The sequence below is a fragment of the Microbacterium sp. MPR-TSA4 genome, assembly GCF_058792815.1.
Window position 1 is genome coordinate 39,288 of record NZ_JBXAFF010000011.1, and the last position, 18,641, is coordinate 57,928.

Below are 18,641 nucleotides of genomic sequence, written 5' to 3' on the forward strand. Positions count from 1 at the left end.
AGCGCGTCGCGGCATCCCTCGCACCCATCCCCGCCCCCTTCCGCGCCGCAGCGCTCGCGCGCCACGATAAGCGGCCCGGGTGTCGCCGCGGATGCCGGTGGGCGACGCGGCGGTGAACCCGCTCAGTCCTTCTTCGCCCGACTCGGCTGCACCCGCGGGGGCTCGCCGGGCATCTTGGGGAACTCCGGCGGGAACGGCAGCTCGCCGAGCCCCGCCTCGAGGTCGCGCTGCCACCACTGGAGCAGCGTGTCGATGCGGCCCGGGGAGCGCTGCAGCCCCTCCCAGGGGTCGCCGATCGCGGCGAGACGCTCCGGGACGGTGCGCACCGTGAACGCCGTGGGATCGACGCCGTCCGCCAGCTCGTCCCACGTGATCGGCGTCGCGACCGTCGCGGACGGGAGAGCGCGCGGACTGTAGGCGCCGGCCATCGTGCGATCGCGGTTGGCCTGGTTGAAGTCGACGAAGATGCGCGCGCCGCGCTCCTCCTTCCACCAGTCCATCGTGACGGCATCCGGCAGCCGTCGGGCGAACTCGCGCCCGGCGGCGATGACGGCGTGCCGCACGTCCAGGAACTCATGGGTCGGCTCGATCGGGCAGAACACGTGGATGCCGCGATTGCCGCTCGTCTTCAGCCACGGCTCGAGCCCGGCCTCGCGCAGCACCTCGCGCAGCGCGGGCGCGACCGCCGCGGCATCCGCGAAGTCGGTGCCCGGCTGGGGGTCGAGGTCGATCCGCAGCTCGACGGGGTTGTCGGTGTCGTTCGCGAGCGAGGCCCACGGATGGAAGACGACCGTGTTCATCTGCACGGCCCACACGATCGCCGCCGCCTCGTCGAGCACGACCTGCGGGTGGCGGCGACCGCTGTTGTACGTGCACATGACCTCGTGCACGTAGTCGGGCGCACCGCGCGGCGGGTTCTTCGAGAAGAAGCGCTCACCGTCGACCGTGTCGGGAAAGCGCTCGAGCGAGACCGGCCGGTGGCCGTTGGCGCGCAGGAACGGCTCCGCGACGGCGAGGAAATACTCGGCGAGCTCGCGCTTGGTGATGCCCGGCTCCGGCCAGATCACGCGGTTCGGGCTCGACAGCGACACCTCTCGGTCGCCGACCTCGATCGTGATGCGCTCCGATGCCATGCCTCGACCCTAGGGGGCGCCCGGCGGCGGCGACAGGGGTCTCCGCGACGGCAGCGGATTCGGATCACTCAACCGGATGCGGACGGCGCGGCGCGCGGCATCCGCATCTGTGTCGCGCCCCCGATTCCGCGAGCGCCCGGGGTGTCAGTCGTCGGCGAGGGCGATCACGCCGGCGAGGGCGGCGCGGTCCAGCTCGATCCAGGGACCGCCGGGGTCGACGACGACGCCGGTCAGACCCGGCTCGGATGCCAGTGCCCGCCCGAGCTGCACGGGCTGCACGGGAAGGGGCCGATCGCCGCGACCGAGGGCGACGACCTCCAGCGGATGCGAGAACACCTCGATGCGTCGCAGTCCCTCGGGGGTCCGCGCCTCGGCGAGCCCCATCCGCCCCTCGGCGTCCGTGCCGCCGGCGACCCAGACGGGAAGGCGCGACAGGGCGTCGGCGACGCGGGCGGGCGTGCTCTCATCGCGCGGTCCGGACAGGAGCGCCTTGATCTCGAAGGTGGGCTCGCTCTCCTCGATGGCGCGGCTGAGCAGCGGCGCGGGAAGGATCACCCGGGCACCCGGCGTGGCGTGGTCGAGGTAGATGCCGTCGTACCCGCCGGCAACGGCGTTGCGCAGCACCTCGAGCGCGGGCTGGCCGATGACCGAGGTCGACGCACCCCCCTCGGACTCGACGCTGGCCTGCAGCGCGGCACCGCCGCTGAAGGCGAGGAGGAAGCGCTTGCCCTCGAGCGATGCGATCGCGAGGTTGATCTGTTCTCCCGCGGCGAGCAGCGCCTGCACGTCACCCTGCGCGCGGAGGAACAGTTGCCCCTGCAGCGCCTGGCGCATGACGTTCATGATCTCGGTGTTCTGCGGTTCGTCCGACAGCGCCGCGAGAGCCGCCTGCAGCAGCCCGTTGTCGATCAGGCCCGGCACGATCTCTTGAGCCTCGGGCGCGGTCGCGGCGGGGCGGGTCGCCGCCGCGGGCGGGGCGGAGGCGACCGCGGGGTCGGTGCCGAACGTCGAGACGGAGATGCGCACCTCGGGCACCGCTTCGTCCGCGGCCTCGGTCGGCGCGGACGCGTCGGCGGCGGACTCGGCCGGATCGACCGCGGGCGTCGCCGCATCCTCGGTGGTGTCGGATCGGCCGCGACGCGAGAACAGTGCCATGCGTCCGAGCCTAGCCGCGGCGCCCCGACGCTGCCGCCGCGGTCGCGGAGCGCTGCGCTACAGCTTCTCGATCGGCGCGATCTTGATCAGCAGCTTCTTCTGGCCGGCCCGATCGAATCTCACGTGCGCGACGCGCTTCGCGCCCTCGCCCGTGATCTGGTCGACGCGCCCCTCACCGAAGTCCTCGTGGCGGATGCGGTCACCGGGAGCGAGCTCCATGTCGCCGTTGTCGCGCACCTTCGCCGGAATGCGGTTCGTGAACTTGGTCAGGTCGCCCGCCGGCTTCTCGCGTCGCGGCAGGGGGACGAGATCGTCGCCGTAGCGCGATCCGCCCGATCCGCCGAAACCGCCGCCCGGACGCCGCGCGTTGAGCGCGCGCGAGGGGCCGCCGCCGCGGGAGTTGATGTCTCCGGGCGACTGCCGCCAGTCGATGAGCTCGTGCGGGATCTCCTGCAGGAACCGGCTGGGCATCGCGACCGAGACCTCGCCGAACTGGGCGCGCGTCATCGCGAGCGACAGGTGCAGCCGCTTGCGGGCGCGGGTCAGGGCGACGTAGAACAGGCGCCGCTCCTCCTGCGGGCCGCCCGGCTCGCCGGCCGAGATCCGGTGCGGGATCAGATCCTCCTCGACGCCCGTGACGAACACGGCGTCGTACTCCAGCCCCTTCGCCGTGTGCATCGTCATGAGCGACACCGAGCCCGACGCGTCGGCGAGGTCGTCGGCATCCGAGACGAGCGCGACCTCCGTGAGGAAGTCGAGGATCGTCCCGTCGGGATTGTTGCGCGCGAACTCGCGCGTCACCGCGACGAGCTCGTCGAGGTTCTCGACGCGCGCCTCGTCCTGCGGATCCTTCGACATCCGCAGGGCGTCGAGGTAGCCGCTCTTGCCGAGCAGCAGGTTCAGCCCGTCGGTGACGGAGGTGGGGGGCGGCGCCTCGCCCGAGGCGGGTAAGAGGATGGCGGTCGCCTCGGCGAGCACGGCGTCGAGCTGGGCGATGGCGGCCTGGATCTTCGGCCCGACGCCGAGGGCGGACGCATTGGCCAGCGCATCGCGGAAGGTGATGCCCTCGTCGGCGGCGTAGCGGGCGATGGCCGTCTCGGTGACGTCGCCGATGCCGCGGCGGGGCTTGTTGAGGATGCGGCGGACGCTCAGCTCGTCGGCCGGGTTGGCGACCGCGATCAGATACGCGAGCGCGTCCTTGATCTCGGCACGCTCGTAGAACTTCGTGCCGCCCATGACCTTGTACGGCACCGCCGCGCGGATGAAGATCTCTTCCAGCGCACGGGACTGCGAGTTGGTGCGGTAGAAGACGGCCATCTCGCCGTAGGCGAGTCCCGCGCGATGCAGGGCCTCGACCTCGTCAGCGACGAACTGCGCCTCGTCGTGCTGGGAGTAGCCGGTGAAGCCGACGATCTTCTCCCCCGCGCCGACGTCGGTCCACAGCTTCTTGTCTTTGCGGTCGAAGTTGTTGCTGATGACGGCGTTGGCGGCGGTGAGGATGTTCTGGGTCGACCGGTAGTTCTGCTCGAGGAGCACGACCTTCGCGCCCGGATAGTCGCGTTCGAACTCGGTGATGTTGCGGATGTCAGCGCCGCGGAAGGCGTAGATCGACTGGTCGGAGTCGCCGACCACGGTCAGCGAGGCGCCGTCGGTCTCGTCGAGCAGCGCCCCGACGTCTTCGATGGGGCGGGTGAGCTCGTGGATGAGCGCGTACTGCGCGTGGTTCGTGTCCTGGTACTCGTCGACCAGGATGTGCCGGAACCGGCGCCGGTACGTGTCGGCGACGTGCGGGAAGGCGCGGAACAGATACACCGTCTGCGCGATGAGGTCGTCGAAGTCGAAGGCGTTGGCGCGCTGCAGCGAGCGCTGATAGTCGGCGAAGATCTCCGCGAACAGACGCTCGGCGGGGTCGCTCATGTTGGCCGTGCGGGCGAAGGACTCGGCATCCGCGAGCTCGTTCTTGAGCTTCGAGATGCGGCTCTGCACGGATGCCGGGGTCAGGCCGAACGCGTCGGCCTCGTACTGCTTGACCAGACGTTTGACGAGCGCCCGAGAGTCGCCCGAGTCGTAGATGGTGAAGCTCTTGGTGAAGCCGAACTGGTCGGCCTCGCGGCGGAGGATACGCACGCACGCGGAGTGGAACGTCGAGATCCACATCCCCTGCGCGGTGTCGCCGATGAGCTGCCGCACGCGCTCGCGCATCTCGCCGGCGGCCTTGTTGGTGAAGGTGATCGCGAGGATCTGACTCGGCCACGCCTCGCGGCCGCGCAGCAGCGAGGCGATGCGGCGCGTGAGCACGCTGGTCTTGCCCGATCCGGCGCCGGCGACGATGAGGAGCGCCTGTCCGCGATAGATGACCGCTTCGCGCTGCGGGGGGTTGAGCCCGGCCAGGAGGTCGTCGTCGACGCGCGCCCCCGTGCCGCGCGCGGCATCCGTGGGCATGCCGACGATGACGGGCTTGATCGGGTCGCTCATATCCCGACAAGTCTAGGTCGCGGCTCCGACACCGCAGGCGCCGCGCGTCACAGCAGGCGCCGCTGAGAGGCCCACACCGTCAGCTCGTGCCGCGACGACAGCTGCAGCTTCCGCAGCACCGCCGAGACGTGGGTCTCGACCGTCTTGATCGAGATGAACAGTGCGCTCGCGACCTCCTTGTACGCGTAGCCGCGGGCGATGAGGCGCATCACCTCCTGCTCGCGGGTCGACAGCCGGTCGAGCTCGTCATCGACGGCGGCGGTCTCGCCGGCGACGGCTCCGAACGCGTCGAGCACGAACCCCGCGAGCCGCGGCGAGAACACGGCGTCGCCGTCGGCGACGGCGCGGGCGGCACGGCTCACTTCGGCGCCCGACGACCCTTTCGTGATGTAGCCGCGCGCTCCGGCGCGGATCACGCGCACGACGTCCTCGGCCGCGTCGGAAACGCTCAACGCCAGAAAGCGGGTCGACACCCCGGCAGAGCCACGAATGACGTCCTCGCCGCCCGTCGCGTCGTCGCCGCGTCCCCCGGGCAGGTGCACATCGAGCAGCACGACGTCCGGCTGCGTCTCGGCGACGACGGCGATCGCCGTCGGCACGTCCGCCGCCTCCCCGACCACCGCGACGTCGTCGTCGAGATCGCTGCGCAGACCCGAGCGGAAGATCGAGTGGTCGTCGACGATGACCACGCGGATGCCGTCAGCCACGAGCGTTGCCCTCTGCCGTCGTCGCCCGCAGCTGTACCTCGGTGCCCTCCGGTCCCGACGTCACCGTCGCGGTGCCGCCGAGGCGCCGCATGCGTCCGATCACCGACTGGCGAACGCCGAGCCGGTCGTCCGCCACGTCGTCGAGAACGAAACCCGGCCCCCGGTCGCGGACGAAGACGTCGACGCCGTCGGCGCGCCCTTCGATGTAGACGGAGACGTCGCCGCCGGCGTGGCGCGCCGCATTCAGCATCGCTTCCCGTGCCGCCGCCGCGATCTCGCCGCTCGCGCGCTCATTCGAGATCCCTGCGGCGACCACGTCGATCCGCACCGGGTAGTCGAGCTCGAGCGCGGCGGCGTAGTCGCGAAGGTCGGTGGCGAGGTCGCTGTCGGCCGGCTGATCGCCGTCGTACAGCCAGGCCCGCAGCTCTCGCTCCTGTGCCCGGGCGAGCCGCGCGACGTCGCTCGATGCGCCGCCCCGGTTCTGGATCAGGGCGAGCGTCTGCAGGACAGAATCGTGCAGGTGAGCGGCCATCTCGGCGCGCTGCTCCTCGCGGATGCGCCGGTCGCGCTCACCCGTGAGCTCGCGCCACTTCTCGACGAGAGTCGACGACAGCACCGCGGCGAGCGCGATCAGCGGCACCACGATCAGGAGAGCATCCGCCGCCACGCCGTCGCGGAGGGCGAGGATGGTCACTCCGAACACGGCGAGGAGGATGATCACGGCCGCGGTTCGGACGATCACCGCGTGCCCCGGTCCGCGGAGAGGGTCACGGCGGTCGACCAGCGTCGCCCATGCTCCCGCGGCCGCGGCCGCCGCCGATGCGGCGCCGACGACGGCGGCGAGGTCAGAGCTCGCACGCGAGCCGACGACGGCGAGCGCAGTCAGCGGCAGCAGGATGATCGCGGCGCCGCACGTGAGAATCCAGGCGATCGGCGCCGAGCTCGTGGTCGGCGCGTCTCCGGCGGCGCGGGGCGCGAAGGCCCAGCACCAGGCGTAGAAGAGGATGCCGGCACCTCCGCACAGCGCGAGGACGACCAACAACGCGCGCACCGCGCTCACGGGAGCACCGAGGTGGTGGGCGAGGCCCTCGGCGACGCCGGCGACGACGCACTCACGAGGACGCACGAGCGGCGGCCGAGCCGGCGGCACAGGACGCGGCGCGGGCGCGGTGCGCGCGGCATCCGGGGCGGCGGCGGGCGTCATACGGCCCATCAAACCATCCGCGAGCGCGGCCGTCATCGCCGCAGCTGCAGAGATCAGGGCCGGCTCAGGGGTTCCCCCGATGGTCGGCGCGGCCGCCGCGCCGCGAAGGTCGATGCATGACCACCCCACCCGTGGAGCCGCCGCAGACGACCGTGTCGACACAACCTCCTCCTCCCGACACCGACACCGGTGGCCGCGACGCCGGCGACCGCTTCTTCTCGTGGACCGGGGGACTCGGGCTGATCCGCGGCGACGGGTGGATCGGCGGGGTCGCGGCGGGAATCGCGGCGCGCCTGCGGATCGATCCGCTGATCGTCCGCGGCATCCTGGTCGTGGTCGGCCTCTTCGGGTTCCCGGTGATCTTCCTCTACGCGCTGGCCTGGGCGCTCCTGCCCGACCTCGATGGTCGGATTCTGCTGCGCGACGCCCTGCGTCGTCGGTTCGAGCCGGCTCAGATCGGGATTCTCGGTCTGCTGATCCTCGGGCTCATCCCGCTCGGACCGGGAGTCGTCTTCGTCGGCGGCATCCCGCAGTGGATGCTGAGCCCCGGGCTCGGCGGATGGTCTGCGCTGTCCGCGCTGCTGGTGACCGTCGGTCTGGTTCTCGCCGTCGCGCTCCTGTTCATCATCGTGCGCGCGGCGCGTCACTCCGCGCGCTCCGTGTCCCCGGCACCGCCGCAGCAGAGGGCTTCCGCTGCGGATGCATCGCCGGACGCGTCCGCCGTGGCCACCGGTTCGGGTCCGGTCGCCTCCGCGGACCCGCAGGGGACGGATGCCGCCGGCTTCGCGGCATCCTCCCCTGCCTTCCCGTCCCCGGGCACCGCCCCCGACTCCTCGAGCGACGCCGCCCCCGACCTCCGGTCGTCGAGCGGGGCCGGCACGGCCGAGTCGAAAGGCTCTGCACCCGGCGACGACGCCTACGCCGCGTGGCGCGAGCAGCACGCCGCGTGGAAAGTGCAGGACGACGCCTGGCGCCGGCAGCAGCAGGATGCCGATCGTGCCGTCCGCGACCAGGCGCGCCGCGAGCGGCAGGAGCGCGCCACCGCGTTCGCCGCCGAAGCCGCCGAGCGCCGTCGACTGCGGCGTCTGAACTCTCCGCGCACGCCGCTCGCGTTCGTCGGCGTCGCCGTCGGAGTCGCCGTGATCGCGGGTACCGCCACCGCCATCGCTCAGCGCGATGCCCTGGGTGCCGCACGCGGGCTGTTCGTCGCGGGCGTCGTGCTCGGCATGTCGATGGTGGTGGCCGGTGCGCTGCGCCGCCGCAGCGGCTTCCTCGCGTTCGTGACCGTCGTGACGCTGCTCGGCGCGGGCGCAGCGACGGCGGTGCCGATTGCGCAGACGCTTCATATCGGAAGCTACTGGATCGCTGTGGGCGATGCTTCGCAGCCGGGCACCTCGGCATCGGACCCGTTCGTGCAGACGTGGGGCGACCTCGTCATCGCGACACAGGACACCGGCCTCGATGGCGCCGCCTTCGTCGAGAAGAAGTCGGGGAACACCCGCGTTCTTCCCGAGCCTCCCGATGACTCTGCCCGGATCGACATAGAGATCACGACACGCGACGCCGCCGTCGACGGCGTCAGCGTGAGCAGTTCCGGTGAGTATTCCTTCTCGCGACTCGACGACATCCCGGGCGTCACGTCCGCTCGACTCCCGGACGGCCGGGTCCGCTACTCGGCTGCGTTCGGCGACCCCGGTTCCCGTACCCATCAGAGGATCGTCATCGAACAGGACGGCGGGTTCGTCACCGTCTTCCTCCCCACGCCCACCACCGGAGGTTCCCGATGACCGAGTACGACACCGTGACCGATCTGACCGCCGCATCCACCGCCGACGAAGAGAACACGACTCTCGACGCGATGCCGCAGCCTCGCATCCGCTGGGCGGGGATCGTCTGGGGCCTCGTGTTCGTGGCGGTCGCCATGGTCGGTGCCGCACTGACATGGGCACCCGGCGCGCTCGACGATCTCGCGACGATCGTGCCGCAGCTGGACGCCGCCACGCTCGTCGCCGGCACGCTCATGGCGCTCGGCGCGCTCGCCCTGATCTGCGGACTCGTAGGACTGCTCCGTCACGCGCAGGGCGCGGCGGCCCGGCGCCGCGTGTAGCCCCGCCCGGTTGCGGCGACAATGGACCCATGCGCACGATCCTCAACATCGTCTGGATCATCTTCGCCGGCTTCTGGCTGTTCGTCGGCTACGTGATCGCCGGGGTGGTGCTGTGCATCCCGATCATCACGATCCCGTGGGCGATCGCCTCGTTCCGCACCGCCGGCTACGTCATCTGGCCGTTCGGACGCACGATCGTGCCGAAGCCCACCGCGGGCGTGGGGTCCTTCCTCGGCAACGTCGTCTGGGTGATCCTCGCCGGCTGGTGGCTTGCGATCGGGCACCTCGTCAGCGGCATCGCGCTCTGCATCACCATCATCGGCATCCCGATGGCGATCGCCGACTTCAAGATGATCCCGATCTCGCTCATGCCGCTCGGCAAGGACATCGTGTCGACCCGCCAGGGCGCGTTCGACCGCACGCTGTGATGCGGCGGCCGGAAGCCCGTCACGCGCGGACACATAACGCAAACACAGGTCACACACCTAGCTGCGACGGGCGTGGCGGGTTAGCGTGATGGCGTCCCCACCTCGGGGCATCGCGGCGATCCGGGCGGACCCGGGCACCGGTTCATACCCGGTCGCGTTGCGGGTTCGACTCCCGCCGTCGCGTCGAACTGTGACGGCCCGCTTCCCCTCGGAAACATGGTGGCGAGAAAGAGGCCGGCGTCGCGCTTGGTGCGGAAGCCGCGCTTGTCGGTCTGTCGGTGATCTGGCATCCGGTAGCGGACGCGATATCGCTCGCCCGCCCCGGACTCGTGAGCCTCAACCGCTCCCAGGGCGTGAGGAACGGATCGGTGGCAATCAGCCGTCAGCGTCGCGGTAGGCATCGAGCATCCGACGCGTGAGTTGTTGCATGGCCACGGTGACCTGGGCGGGCGCCTCGATGCCTGACCGGTCCGCCACAGCGAGGTCGATGAGCGGTGAACGACCGGTCAGCTGACCGCCAAGCCAGTCAACCGCCTCCGACACGACGGGTTGCACGATCGGATGCGTCACCTCCAGATCGCGCAAGGATGCGCCGATGGACTCCGCGGAGACGTTTCGGAGCAATCGCAGCAGGTCACCGGCATCCTTGGATGTCACACGATCCTCGCGAGCACCCTCGACTCGTTCCTGAATCTTGATCGCTTTGGCGATCACGAGCGCAGCCGGCCCCGCTACGCGAACCTCTATTGCCCGGGAGTCCTGAGGCTCCAGGGCCGTGAGCGCGACAGGGGCGTTGTCGAAGAGTGCGAGCTCAAGCCCGCGGGTGCGGCGGGCGGTGAGCGGACCGTGCCCCTCGAGCGGCGCGGTGCGCCGCGAACTCAGCGGCATCGCGCCGAGCGGCACCATCAGGTCTACGACGACACCGTCGACGGAGACCCAACTTCCGGGATTGCCCGTCGTATTCGGCGCGAAGCCCGCGTCTGCAAGCGAGCGCGCAATGTCGGGATGCGTGCCGAGCAGCTCGGGGTCGAGCGCAAGATCCGCGTCCGTTGTGTAGGTCGGTCGCGGATCGCCCAGCGGAGCATGGACGTAGACCGCTTGCGCGCCGACGAGCACGATGGCGTCGAGGTGCGGGCCCAACGCTTCGAGCGCGTCCAGCAGGACCCGTCGCGCGGCGACGTACTCGGGACTGACGTTGCCTGCGGCGGGCATCAGACTGTCACTCCCCTGGGCTGGAGCGACGCGAGCTCCTCACCGACTGCAGCGAGGCGCCCGCCTGCTCCGAGCAGGTCGCCGACGATTCGCCACGGCCGCGCGATTTTCCGGGGCTCGCTGCCACCGATCGTCGAGAAGCCTTCATTCAAAGTCAGAAAGTCACATCGAGCGACCAGGACGTTTCCACGTCGATCCGGAGCGAGATCCATCGCACGCTCCACGCCAGCCGCATCGTCGGTGTAAAGCCAGATATCGGAAGCGGGCAGCGGCGCGACCCGTCCTTGTGTCTCGAATTCGATCCCCGCAGCACGAGTACCCGTCAGGGCATAGGTCAGCGCGGATCGCTGCAATCTGTCAAGCGCAATCTCCTCCCCCAAGAGTGAGAAGTATCGAGCCGGCTTGAACGTGGTCTCGAATCCGTAGTCGCGGGCCCAACGCCGCGCCAGCCCCAGCTGATCGGCGACGACGATTGGACCACCGTTGGTGTCCTCGAGCAGTCCCTCTTCACGCAGCAGTTCAACGACGCGACTGACCGTGCCCAATCCGGTTCCGGTCTCACGCGACAGTTCCCTCACCGACGCTGCACGCCGAGTACTGAGCAGCCGGACGATGACCTGCGAAGCCGCCTTACCCTTTAGCGATCGAAGTCGCTGCGGCTGGGCGTCATTGCGCGGTTCGGGGTCACGTGATGCACCGACCCGATCGATCCATACCGCCGGGTCGTCGCTCGAGATGCGCATATTTCCGGTCGCATCCCAGTACGACCACCCGGCTCGAGCGAGTTCGTCACGCACCGGGGGCGAAAGGAACGGCGCGACGATCACCGGCACGCTCCCGGACTGAACGCTCGGTAGCGCTCCGACCTCGACGCGGGATCGCGGCGGAGAGAGCTTTACTTCCACGCTGAGTACAAGCGATGCCCGGCCGAACTGCGCCCGCACCTCTGCGTCGACGACATTGCTGCCGGTTTGGCGCTCGACGATCACCGAACGCGCTCCAGCCGACTCCAGCGCGGCCCTGAATCCGTATACGAGCGCGTCCGTTCCAGAAAGAGACACGTTCCGCATAAAGTGGAACATAGCAATATATGGAACAGTGGTCAATCTGCGAGCCGGCGATCACAGGCTTAGACCCGTGCCCCGCGGCACTTCTCGCAACCACGAGGGCGTCTCCCCGGCAGGCGATCGAGTCACTTCCCGAGCCGCCCGCGACAGATCCAGCCCGCCCGGCACGTCGCGAGTCCTCGAGCGTCGGCTTAGGACTGCCGCGACGGATCGCTTCGGATCCTCGAACCGCGGATCGCGTAGGGCTTCGCCTCACGCGAGCGTGGTCCTCCCCGCGCATTCGCAGGCGCAGGGCCTACCCTCGCTTCATCCGGCATCCGCATCGCCGGCCCGAGGAGGCTCTCATGCGCAGAACACCGATCCTGGCCGTGATCGCCCTGGCGGCGCTCGCCCTCACGTCGTGCGGGTCGGGGACCACCGACCCGGCCGCGGAGTCGCCCGCCGCGTCGGCGTCGAGCCGACCTCCCCTGCAGACGGCCACGCCGGGGCCCGTCGGGCCGACGGGCGCTGCCGTGGAGGTGCCGCAGAGCCGCTGGGATGCGATCGTCGCCGATCTGACCGCACGCGGGGTGAAAGGCACCCCGCAGCTCGTTTCCTCCCAGGCCGTGACGTTCAACGACGGCTCTCTCGGGTGTGCGACGCCCGGCCAGAGCTACACGCAGGCGCAGATCGACGGCCTGCGCATCATCGTGAGCGTCGACGGCACGACCTACGACTACCGGTTCGGCCAGGGCGCCGAGCCGAAGCTCTGCACGGCCTGATCCCTGACCGGGCGCACGGCGGAGGGGACGGATGCCGCGGAATCCGTCCCCTCCGTCGTGGCGGGCCTACTTCTTGAGCGGCAGCAGCAGCGCCTCATCGGCGCCGGACTGGTTGTCCATCACGACCACCATCGAGCCGAGCGGCTTCTGCGCCTCGATCTGCTTCGCGTTGAAGCTCACGTCGACGCTCGCCGAGCCGCGCTGCGGGACGGTGACATACTGCCCGTTGCTGATCGCCGGAGCGGTCGGGTCGTAGGTCGCCCACCCGTCCACGGCATCCGACGCGTTGTTGGACGCGAAGGTCTCGGCCGTGTACGAGAAGGCACCGGTGATGCCGAGGTCGCTGGCGCGGACCGGCAGCAGCAGCGTGCTGCTGTCGGTGGGTGCCTGCGTGAGGAACCCGGCCGCCGCCAGCTCCTTCGTCTTCGCGTTGACGATGAACACCTCCGAGAGACCGTTCGTGTCTCCGTTGCGCACGGCGCCCGAGTCGGCCGACAGGACGATCCAGTCGGCCTGGCCGTCGCGATCGGTGTCGATCACGATGTCGTACTCGTTGGCGGCGGCGTTGGACCACCGGTGATGCATGTTCATCGCGAAGACCATCAGGTGATCGTCTCCCTCGGCGAACGACTGCACACCGACGGCACGGATGTCATACCCCGTGTCGGGCAGCGACGCCGCGGCATCCTTCGGGTCCGACAGCCCCCAGGTGTAGACGTCGGCACCGGCCGGAAGAGCCCCGGCGAGGTTGCGCAGCGTCAGCTTCTTGGTGCCGTCGGCGACCTTCTGCTTGCCCCCGAACCACGGACCGTTCGCAGTCGCCTTCACCGTGCTGTCCGCACGGGGGACGAGCAGATACGGAACGCGCAGAGTCGAGTCGGCCGCGCTCAGCACGATGTCGCCGGAGATCTCCGAGAACGCGAACTGATCGGACGCCCCCACAGAGCTCGGCACGTCCTTCGCGGCCGCGGCGACGATGAGCAGCAGCTTCGCCGTTCCCCCCGCCGGCACCGTGATCGACCGGTTCGAGAGGATGATCCGCGCCTTCTTCGACTGCGCCGAGGGCGCCGTCGAGACGTCGTAGCGTACGGCGGTCGGGCCGTCGTTGCGCACGGTGACCGTCTTGACCCCGCCGAAGCCGAGCGGCGACTCCTGGAAGCCGAAGCTCAGCGCCGACTCGCGGGCCCAGCCGCTCTCCGTGCGGAAGGCGTCTCCCGTCGCGGTCACCGTGGTGGCGACCGCCTGCGCCGCGTCGACCAGGCCCACGCCGCCGAGAGTCAGGCTCTGGCCGGCGACCTTGTCGGGGTCTGCCGTCGACACGACGGATGCCGCGATCTGCGGAGCCGTCCAGGACGGGTGCGCCTCGGCCGAGAGCGCGGCGACGCCGGCCACGTGCGGGGCGGCCATCGAGGTGCCCGACAGGATGGCGGCGCCGTTGCCCGAGCCGACCGCGGCCGACGAGATCGACACACCGGGGGCGGCGACGTCGGGGCTGATGGCGCTGTCTCCGGACCGCGGACCGGACGAGCTGAACGACGCGTAGCCGCGGAAGCCGGGGTTCGCGATCTGGGTGGCCACGAGGCTCGCCGTGGCGCCGGAGACGAAGACCGGGCCGTTCGAGGACCGCACGCCGAGGAACGGGATCGTCAGATCGAACGCCTCGCCGGTGTCGGGGTTCGCGGTGACGGCACCTTCGTACGGCGGCAGATCGTCGGTCGTGTTGACCATGACGACGGCCGCGGCACCGGCCTGCTGGCCGTAGATCGCCTTCGCGACGCGGGCGCAGGAGCCGCGGTCGACGACCGCGAGCTGCTTGCCACCCGGCACGATGCCGGCGGCCGTGAAGGCGGCGGCGGAGCAGCCCAGCACGTTGTCGCCCGTCAGACGCACGACCGAGAGATCGCCGAGGCCGTCCAGCGAGGCCCCGTTGGCGTTGATCGCCTCGACGGGGGCGCCGTCGACCGTGACCGTCGCGCCCGGGAAGCCCTCGGCGCTGTCCACGGCGGACACCGAGATGACGCCGTCGCCCGTGCCGGGAGAGCCGGTGAGGTAGGGGTTGTGTCCGGCGTTGCCGGACGAGGCCACGACGACCACACCGGCGCCCACTGCGTTGGCCGCGGCGACGGCGTCGGGGTCGTCGCCCCGGCCGAAGGACGAGCCGAGCGACATGTTCACGACGTCCATGCCGTTGTCGACCGCCCAGTCCAGGGCGGGCACGACGACGTCGGTCGATCCCTCGCAGCCGAAGACGCGCACCGCGTAGAGGTCGACCTGCGGCGCGACGCCGGGGCCGACGCGGAAGGTGTTCGACGGGGTCGTGGTGTCGTAGGGGCCCGGATAGGTCGTGCCGTCGGCGAGGACGCCGGAGCCGCCCGTGGTGCCGGCGACGTGCGAGCCGTGGCCGTTGCAGTCGAGCGGGTTGTCGTCGGGGTGCGGCACGGGCTGGTACGACGCGCTGGTCGGGTCGGCGTTGTAGTCGTCGCCGACGAGGTCGATGCCGCCCTTGACGCGCGGCGCGTCGGGGCCGTAGAGCGCGGGGTCGGCCGGCTGCGCCGACGTCGCGGCGGCCGCCTGGAACGCCTCGACGGTGCCGGGCCCGCCGAAGGTGGCGTGCGTGTAGTCGATGCCCGTGTCGATGATGGCGACCTTGACGTTCTGGCCCGTGTAGCCCGTGCTCTCCCACACCTGCGGGACGCCGAGGAACGGCACCGACACCGCGTTGTCGACCGAGTAGGTGCGCACCGGGTGCACGGCGACGACGTTCGGCATCGACGCGATGGCGTCGAGCTCGGCCGCGGGCACCTTCGCCTGCAGACCGTTGTACGCCGACTGCATCTCGGCCTGGACCGAGCCGCCCTTGTCCTCGATCGCCGCGCTCACGGGCTCCTGGGCGTCCTTGAGCCGGCTCTTGACGTCGCCGCGCTCACCGTCGCTCAGCTCCCGGCCCTGCTCGGCCTCGACGACCGCCACGGGGTCGCCGGTCATCTCCACGACCACCGTCACGAGGCCGTCGGCCCCGATCGCGGCCGACGTGAACGAAGTCGAGACCTTCCCGGCGGATGCCGCGGGCAGGAACCGTGACGAGGGATCGCTGCCGTCGGGAGTGGCCGCGTACGCGGCTGCGGAGGGCAGGAGCAGCGCTAGCGCGCCGGCTGCAGCCAGAATGCGTCGTCGCAAAGGGGGACCGCCTTTCGTGCAGGGGGAGGTGCCACATCGGGGTGTGACGCGGCTGTATGGAGGCTATGCACCCCCTGCATGCGGCGAAAGGAGGATGAGAGGATCCTCATCCATTGGCGCTGCCGCCGCCGTCAGGCGATGCGCGTGCCCGGGGGCAGCCTCCGCGCGGGGGTGCGCGTGCGGGCCCAGGCCCACCACAGCAGCAGTGCGGCGAGCGCGATCTGCACCGCCAGTCCGACGAACCAGCTCGGCACCGTGCCGTCGATGACCTGCTGGGGCGAGCGCCGGTCGCCGTCGTCGACGTACATGCGGGGGTCGCAGTCGTCCCACGTCTGCTCGAGGGACGGCGGCACCTGAGCCGAGCGGACGGAGAGCTTGAGCGAGCCGAACAGGTCGTCCGGGTACCCGTACTCGTTGTAGGTCGTCGGCGTCGCATCGCCGAGGATGACGAAGGGGTTGGCCGACAGCATCCACCAGACGTAGTCGAAGCGCGGCACCCGGTAGGTGCTGGTCGTCCACTCACCGCACACGATCCGACCCGGATCGTTCCCGCAGTCGTCGCCGCCGTCGCGGCACAGGGGCAGGCCGTCGGGCCCGATCTCGTACGACCGCGTCAGCGAGGTGCCCTCGCTGGCGACGGCGGAGCCGATGAGCCCGAACCCGAGCGGTGTGCCCACGGCGAGCGCGGCGACGACGAGATAGGTCGTCGCCACGGAGAACAGCGGACGGGCCAGCACGCCCGACAGCGCGACGCCGATCGCGGCGATCACGCCGGTCTCCAGGACGAGCACGGCGAGCGACACGACGACCGTCAGTGCGTTCACCCCGCCCGCGAAGGTCGAGATCACGAGGAACGGCGCTGCGACCGCGGCGAACGCGAGCCCCGTGATCCACCCCGCGAGGAACTTGCCGAGCAGGATCTCGCCGGCCGTGACCAGCGTGACCTGCACGGGCGCGAGGGTCGCGGCATCCCGGTCGCCGTTGATGCTGTTGCCGCTGAGGGTGGGCGAGACGAGGAGCACGAGCAGCAGGGTGACGTAGACGACGACGGAGAAGACCCCCGGCCCGCTCTGACCCCACCCGCCGTAGGCGAGGAACGCGAGGGCGGTCACACCGATGAGGGCGAGGGCGAAGACCCCGAGCAGCACGTACCACGACACGGTGCGCACGCGTTGCAACAGCTCGAGACGGGCGATCGTCCACAGCCGCGCGGCGCTCATGAGCGGTCTCCTTCGAGGTCGAGGAAGGTGTGTTCCAGCATCCCCGTCGCGGCGGCGAACTCCGCCACCGGCAGGCCCGCTCCGACGAGGGCGGCGAGGGCGGATGCCGCGTCCGCGTCGCTCGCGAACGCGACGAGCAGATCGCGGCGGTCGATCGGCACGAGCGCGGCGTCGAGTCCCAGGGTCTGCGCCACCGGGAGCACCGCCGCCGTCGCGTCGCGGTCGGCCAGCCGGATGCGCCAGGAGCGCTGACGCGTCGCCGCCGCGGCGACGCGGTCGCCGGCGACCGTGGATCCCTCGACGAGGAACACGGCGTCGTCGACCACCTCCTCCAGCTCCGAGAGGATGTGGCTGGAGAGGAGGATGGTGCGCCCGTCGGCCGCGAGCCGGCGCAGCAGCACGCGCAGATCGATACGCGCCTGTGGGTCCAGACCCGACGCCGGCTCGTCCAGGAGCAGCACCCGCGGGTCGTGCACGAGCGCCCGCGCGAGCCCCAGCCGCTGCTTCTGGCCCCGCGACAGCACCCGTGCGGGGGCGTCGGCGAGCGCGGACAGCCCCACCTCGGCGAGCAGGCGTGCGGCACCCTCGCGCGCCGGGTCGGGTTCGATGCCGTACAGGCGCGCGGTCATCGTCAGCGTCTCCCGGGCCGTCAGCGACGGCCAGGCGCCGAGCGCGTCCGGCATCCACCCGAGCACCGCGCGGGCCGACGCCGGGTCGGCGACCGGGTCGATCCCGCCGATGCGGATGGTGCCGGCATCCGGCGCCAGCAGCGACGCCAGCATCAGCATCAGGGTGGTCTTGCCGGAGCCGTTGGGGCCCACGAGACCCGTCACGGCGCCGGCGCGGGCGTCGAAGGAGACGTCGCGCACCGCGTGGACGGCGCCGAACGAGCGGCGCACCCCGGTGACGACGATGCCGGAAGGGCTCATGCCCTCACCCTATGCGGTCGCTGTGGAAGGACACCGCCGCGCCGCCGGCCGCTGCGTCAGCGGAAGAACGCGACCCCGAGGTCGGCGTGATCCACGAAGACGCCGTCCACCCCGGCATCCGCGATCACCCCCCACTCCCCCGCGTAGTCGCCGAACGCGGCCTTCGACCGGCCCCGGCGGTACGCCGCCAGGAGGAAGGCGTTCTCGGGACGGCAGGTCCACGTGAACACCCGGAGCCCGCGCTCGTGCGCGTCGGCGACGACGCGGGCCGGACCCGTGGCACGGCCCAGCCGATCGGGGGCGAGGATCATGCGTTTGTCGACGCTGATCGCGTCGACCTCGCCGGCGAGGCGGTCCAGACCCGCCGGCGTCGCCTGCTCGCGGTAGGTCGGTGGCGTGCTCCCGGCGGCGGAGAGGAGGTCGTAGGCGGTGCCGCTCGCCTCGAGCAGGTACACGTAGGTGCCCCGGATGCCGCGGGCGCGCAGCCGCATCAGCACGTCCTGCTCGAAGGATTCGAGGTACAGCGGCAGTTCGCCGTCGGCCCACCCCGCACGCCGGAGCTCCGCGGCGACGAGGGCGTCGAGGTCGACGCCGAGGCCGGCGAAGTACGTCGCGTGCTTGATCTCCAGCACGACGCCGATCTCTCGCCCCTGGTCACGGGACGCCGCCCGCACGAGGTCCAGCACGTCGCGGAGGCGCAGCGGCGGCTCCGCCCCGTCGAACGCGGCACTGGACGGGCGCAACTGGGGCAGCCGCTCGCGGCAGCGCAGCGTCGCCAGCTCGTCCCACGTGAAGTCCTCCGTGAACCACCCCGTGTGCTCCACCCCGTCGATGGTCTTCGTGGTGCGCCGCGCGGCGAACTCGGGGTGCTCGGCGACGTCGGTGGTCCCGCCGATCTCGTTCTCGTGACGCACGACCAGCACCCCGTCGGCGGTGACGACGACATCCGGCTCGACCGCGTCCACGCCCAGCGCGAGGGCGAGCGCGTACGACGAACGGGTGTGCTCGGGCCGATACCCCGGGGCGCCACGATGACCGATGATCAGGGGCCGGACGGCAGGCATGC

The 18,641-nt window shown here is 71.0% G+C and carries 15 protein-coding genes and 1 tRNA gene; 5 read left to right on the top strand and 11 right to left on the bottom strand.

The window, feature by feature from the left end:
- Positions 1-122: 122 nt before the first annotated feature.
- The 5 genes from ligD to AC1Q49_RS07035 form a co-directional block, all read right to left on the bottom strand.
- Positions 123-1,133 carry a non-homologous end-joining DNA ligase gene (gene ligD, locus AC1Q49_RS07015; RefSeq protein ID WP_101306817.1) on the bottom strand — a complete coding sequence of 337 codons (1,011 nt, stop codon included), beginning with the start codon at positions 1,131-1,133 and terminating at the stop codon, positions 123-125.
- Positions 1,134-1,277: 144 nt separating this feature from the next.
- On the bottom strand, positions 1,278-2,288 hold the full coding sequence (locus tag AC1Q49_RS07020; RefSeq protein ID WP_101306818.1) for an SseB family protein: 1,011 nt from the start codon (positions 2,286-2,288) through the stop codon (positions 1,278-1,280).
- 57 nt (positions 2,289-2,345) lie between these two features.
- Positions 2,346-4,763 carry an ATP-dependent helicase gene (locus AC1Q49_RS07025; RefSeq protein WP_492491287.1) on the bottom strand — a complete coding sequence of 806 codons (2,418 nt, stop codon included), beginning with the start codon at positions 4,761-4,763 and terminating at the stop codon, positions 2,346-2,348.
- Between the two features lie 47 nt (positions 4,764-4,810).
- Complete coding sequence (locus AC1Q49_RS07030) at positions 4,811-5,470, bottom strand: LuxR C-terminal-related transcriptional regulator (protein ID WP_101306820.1); 660 nt, start codon at positions 5,468-5,470, stop codon at positions 4,811-4,813.
- Positions 5,463-6,683, bottom strand: a complete 1,221-nt coding sequence (locus AC1Q49_RS07035) for an ATP-binding protein (protein ID WP_232783931.1) — start codon at positions 6,681-6,683, stop codon at positions 5,463-5,465. The genes AC1Q49_RS07030 and AC1Q49_RS07035 overlap by 8 nt, the downstream gene beginning before the upstream one ends.
- Before the next feature lie 107 nt (positions 6,684-6,790).
- Here AC1Q49_RS07035 and AC1Q49_RS07040 point away from each other — a divergent pair, with 107 nt between their 5' ends.
- From AC1Q49_RS07040 to AC1Q49_RS07055, 4 genes are all read left to right on the top strand, one after another.
- Positions 6,791-8,461 carry a PspC domain-containing protein gene (locus tag AC1Q49_RS07040; protein ID WP_101306822.1) on the top strand — a complete coding sequence of 557 codons (1,671 nt, stop codon included), beginning with the start codon at positions 6,791-6,793 and terminating at the stop codon, positions 8,459-8,461.
- Positions 8,458-8,781: a hypothetical protein gene (locus AC1Q49_RS07045; protein WP_101306823.1), complete on the top strand. Its 324-nt coding sequence runs from the start codon at positions 8,458-8,460 to the stop codon at positions 8,779-8,781. Before AC1Q49_RS07040 ends, AC1Q49_RS07045 begins: the two co-directional genes overlap by 4 nt.
- A gap of 29 nt (positions 8,782-8,810) precedes the next feature.
- The gene (locus AC1Q49_RS07050) at positions 8,811-9,209 is read left to right on the top strand and encodes a YccF domain-containing protein (protein WP_060960343.1); all 399 of its coding nucleotides are present in this window, start codon (positions 8,811-8,813) and stop codon (positions 9,207-9,209) included.
- Between the two features lie 111 nt (positions 9,210-9,320).
- A tRNA-Met gene (locus tag AC1Q49_RS07055) sits at positions 9,321-9,393 on the top strand.
- A gap of 191 nt (positions 9,394-9,584) precedes the next feature.
- On the opposite strand, the gene AC1Q49_RS07060 is transcribed toward AC1Q49_RS07055, so the two are convergent.
- Positions 9,585-10,421: a GSU2403 family nucleotidyltransferase fold protein gene (locus AC1Q49_RS07060; protein WP_101306824.1), complete on the bottom strand. Its 837-nt coding sequence runs from the start codon at positions 10,419-10,421 to the stop codon at positions 9,585-9,587.
- A complete protein-coding gene (locus AC1Q49_RS07065) occupies positions 10,421-11,410 on the bottom strand; it encodes a hypothetical protein (protein WP_157831639.1) in 990 nt (329 codons plus the stop codon). Before AC1Q49_RS07065 ends, AC1Q49_RS07060 begins: the two co-directional genes overlap by 1 nt.
- Positions 11,411-11,832: 422 nt before the next feature.
- Between AC1Q49_RS07065 and AC1Q49_RS07070 the strand changes: the two genes are divergently transcribed.
- Complete coding sequence (locus AC1Q49_RS07070) at positions 11,833-12,249, top strand: DUF8738 domain-containing protein (RefSeq protein ID WP_492491291.1); 417 nt, start codon at positions 11,833-11,835, stop codon at positions 12,247-12,249.
- Positions 12,250-12,315: 66 nt separating this feature from the next.
- Here AC1Q49_RS07070 and AC1Q49_RS07075 read toward each other — a convergent pair whose 3' ends face one another.
- The 4 genes from AC1Q49_RS07075 to AC1Q49_RS07090 all read right to left on the bottom strand — a co-directional run bounded on the left by AC1Q49_RS07075 (position 12,316) and on the right by AC1Q49_RS07090 (position 18,639).
- Complete coding sequence (locus AC1Q49_RS07075) at positions 12,316-15,426, bottom strand: S8 family peptidase (protein WP_061781861.1); 3,111 nt, start codon at positions 15,424-15,426, stop codon at positions 12,316-12,318.
- Positions 15,427-15,557: 131 nt separating this feature from the next.
- Positions 15,558-16,646, bottom strand: coding sequence for an ABC transporter permease (locus AC1Q49_RS07080; protein WP_492491293.1), 1,089 nt, complete (start codon positions 16,644-16,646; stop codon positions 15,558-15,560).
- Entirely contained in the window at positions 16,643-17,575 is a 933-nt protein-coding gene (locus AC1Q49_RS07085) for an ABC transporter ATP-binding protein (protein ID WP_061781862.1), read from the bottom strand. The genes AC1Q49_RS07080 and AC1Q49_RS07085 overlap by 4 nt, the downstream gene beginning before the upstream one ends.
- 56 nt (positions 17,576-17,631) lie before the next feature.
- Positions 17,632-18,639 carry a glycerophosphodiester phosphodiesterase family protein gene (locus tag AC1Q49_RS07090; protein ID WP_492491296.1) on the bottom strand — a complete coding sequence of 336 codons (1,008 nt, stop codon included), beginning with the start codon at positions 18,637-18,639 and terminating at the stop codon, positions 17,632-17,634.
- Positions 18,640-18,641: the final 2 nt, after the last annotated feature.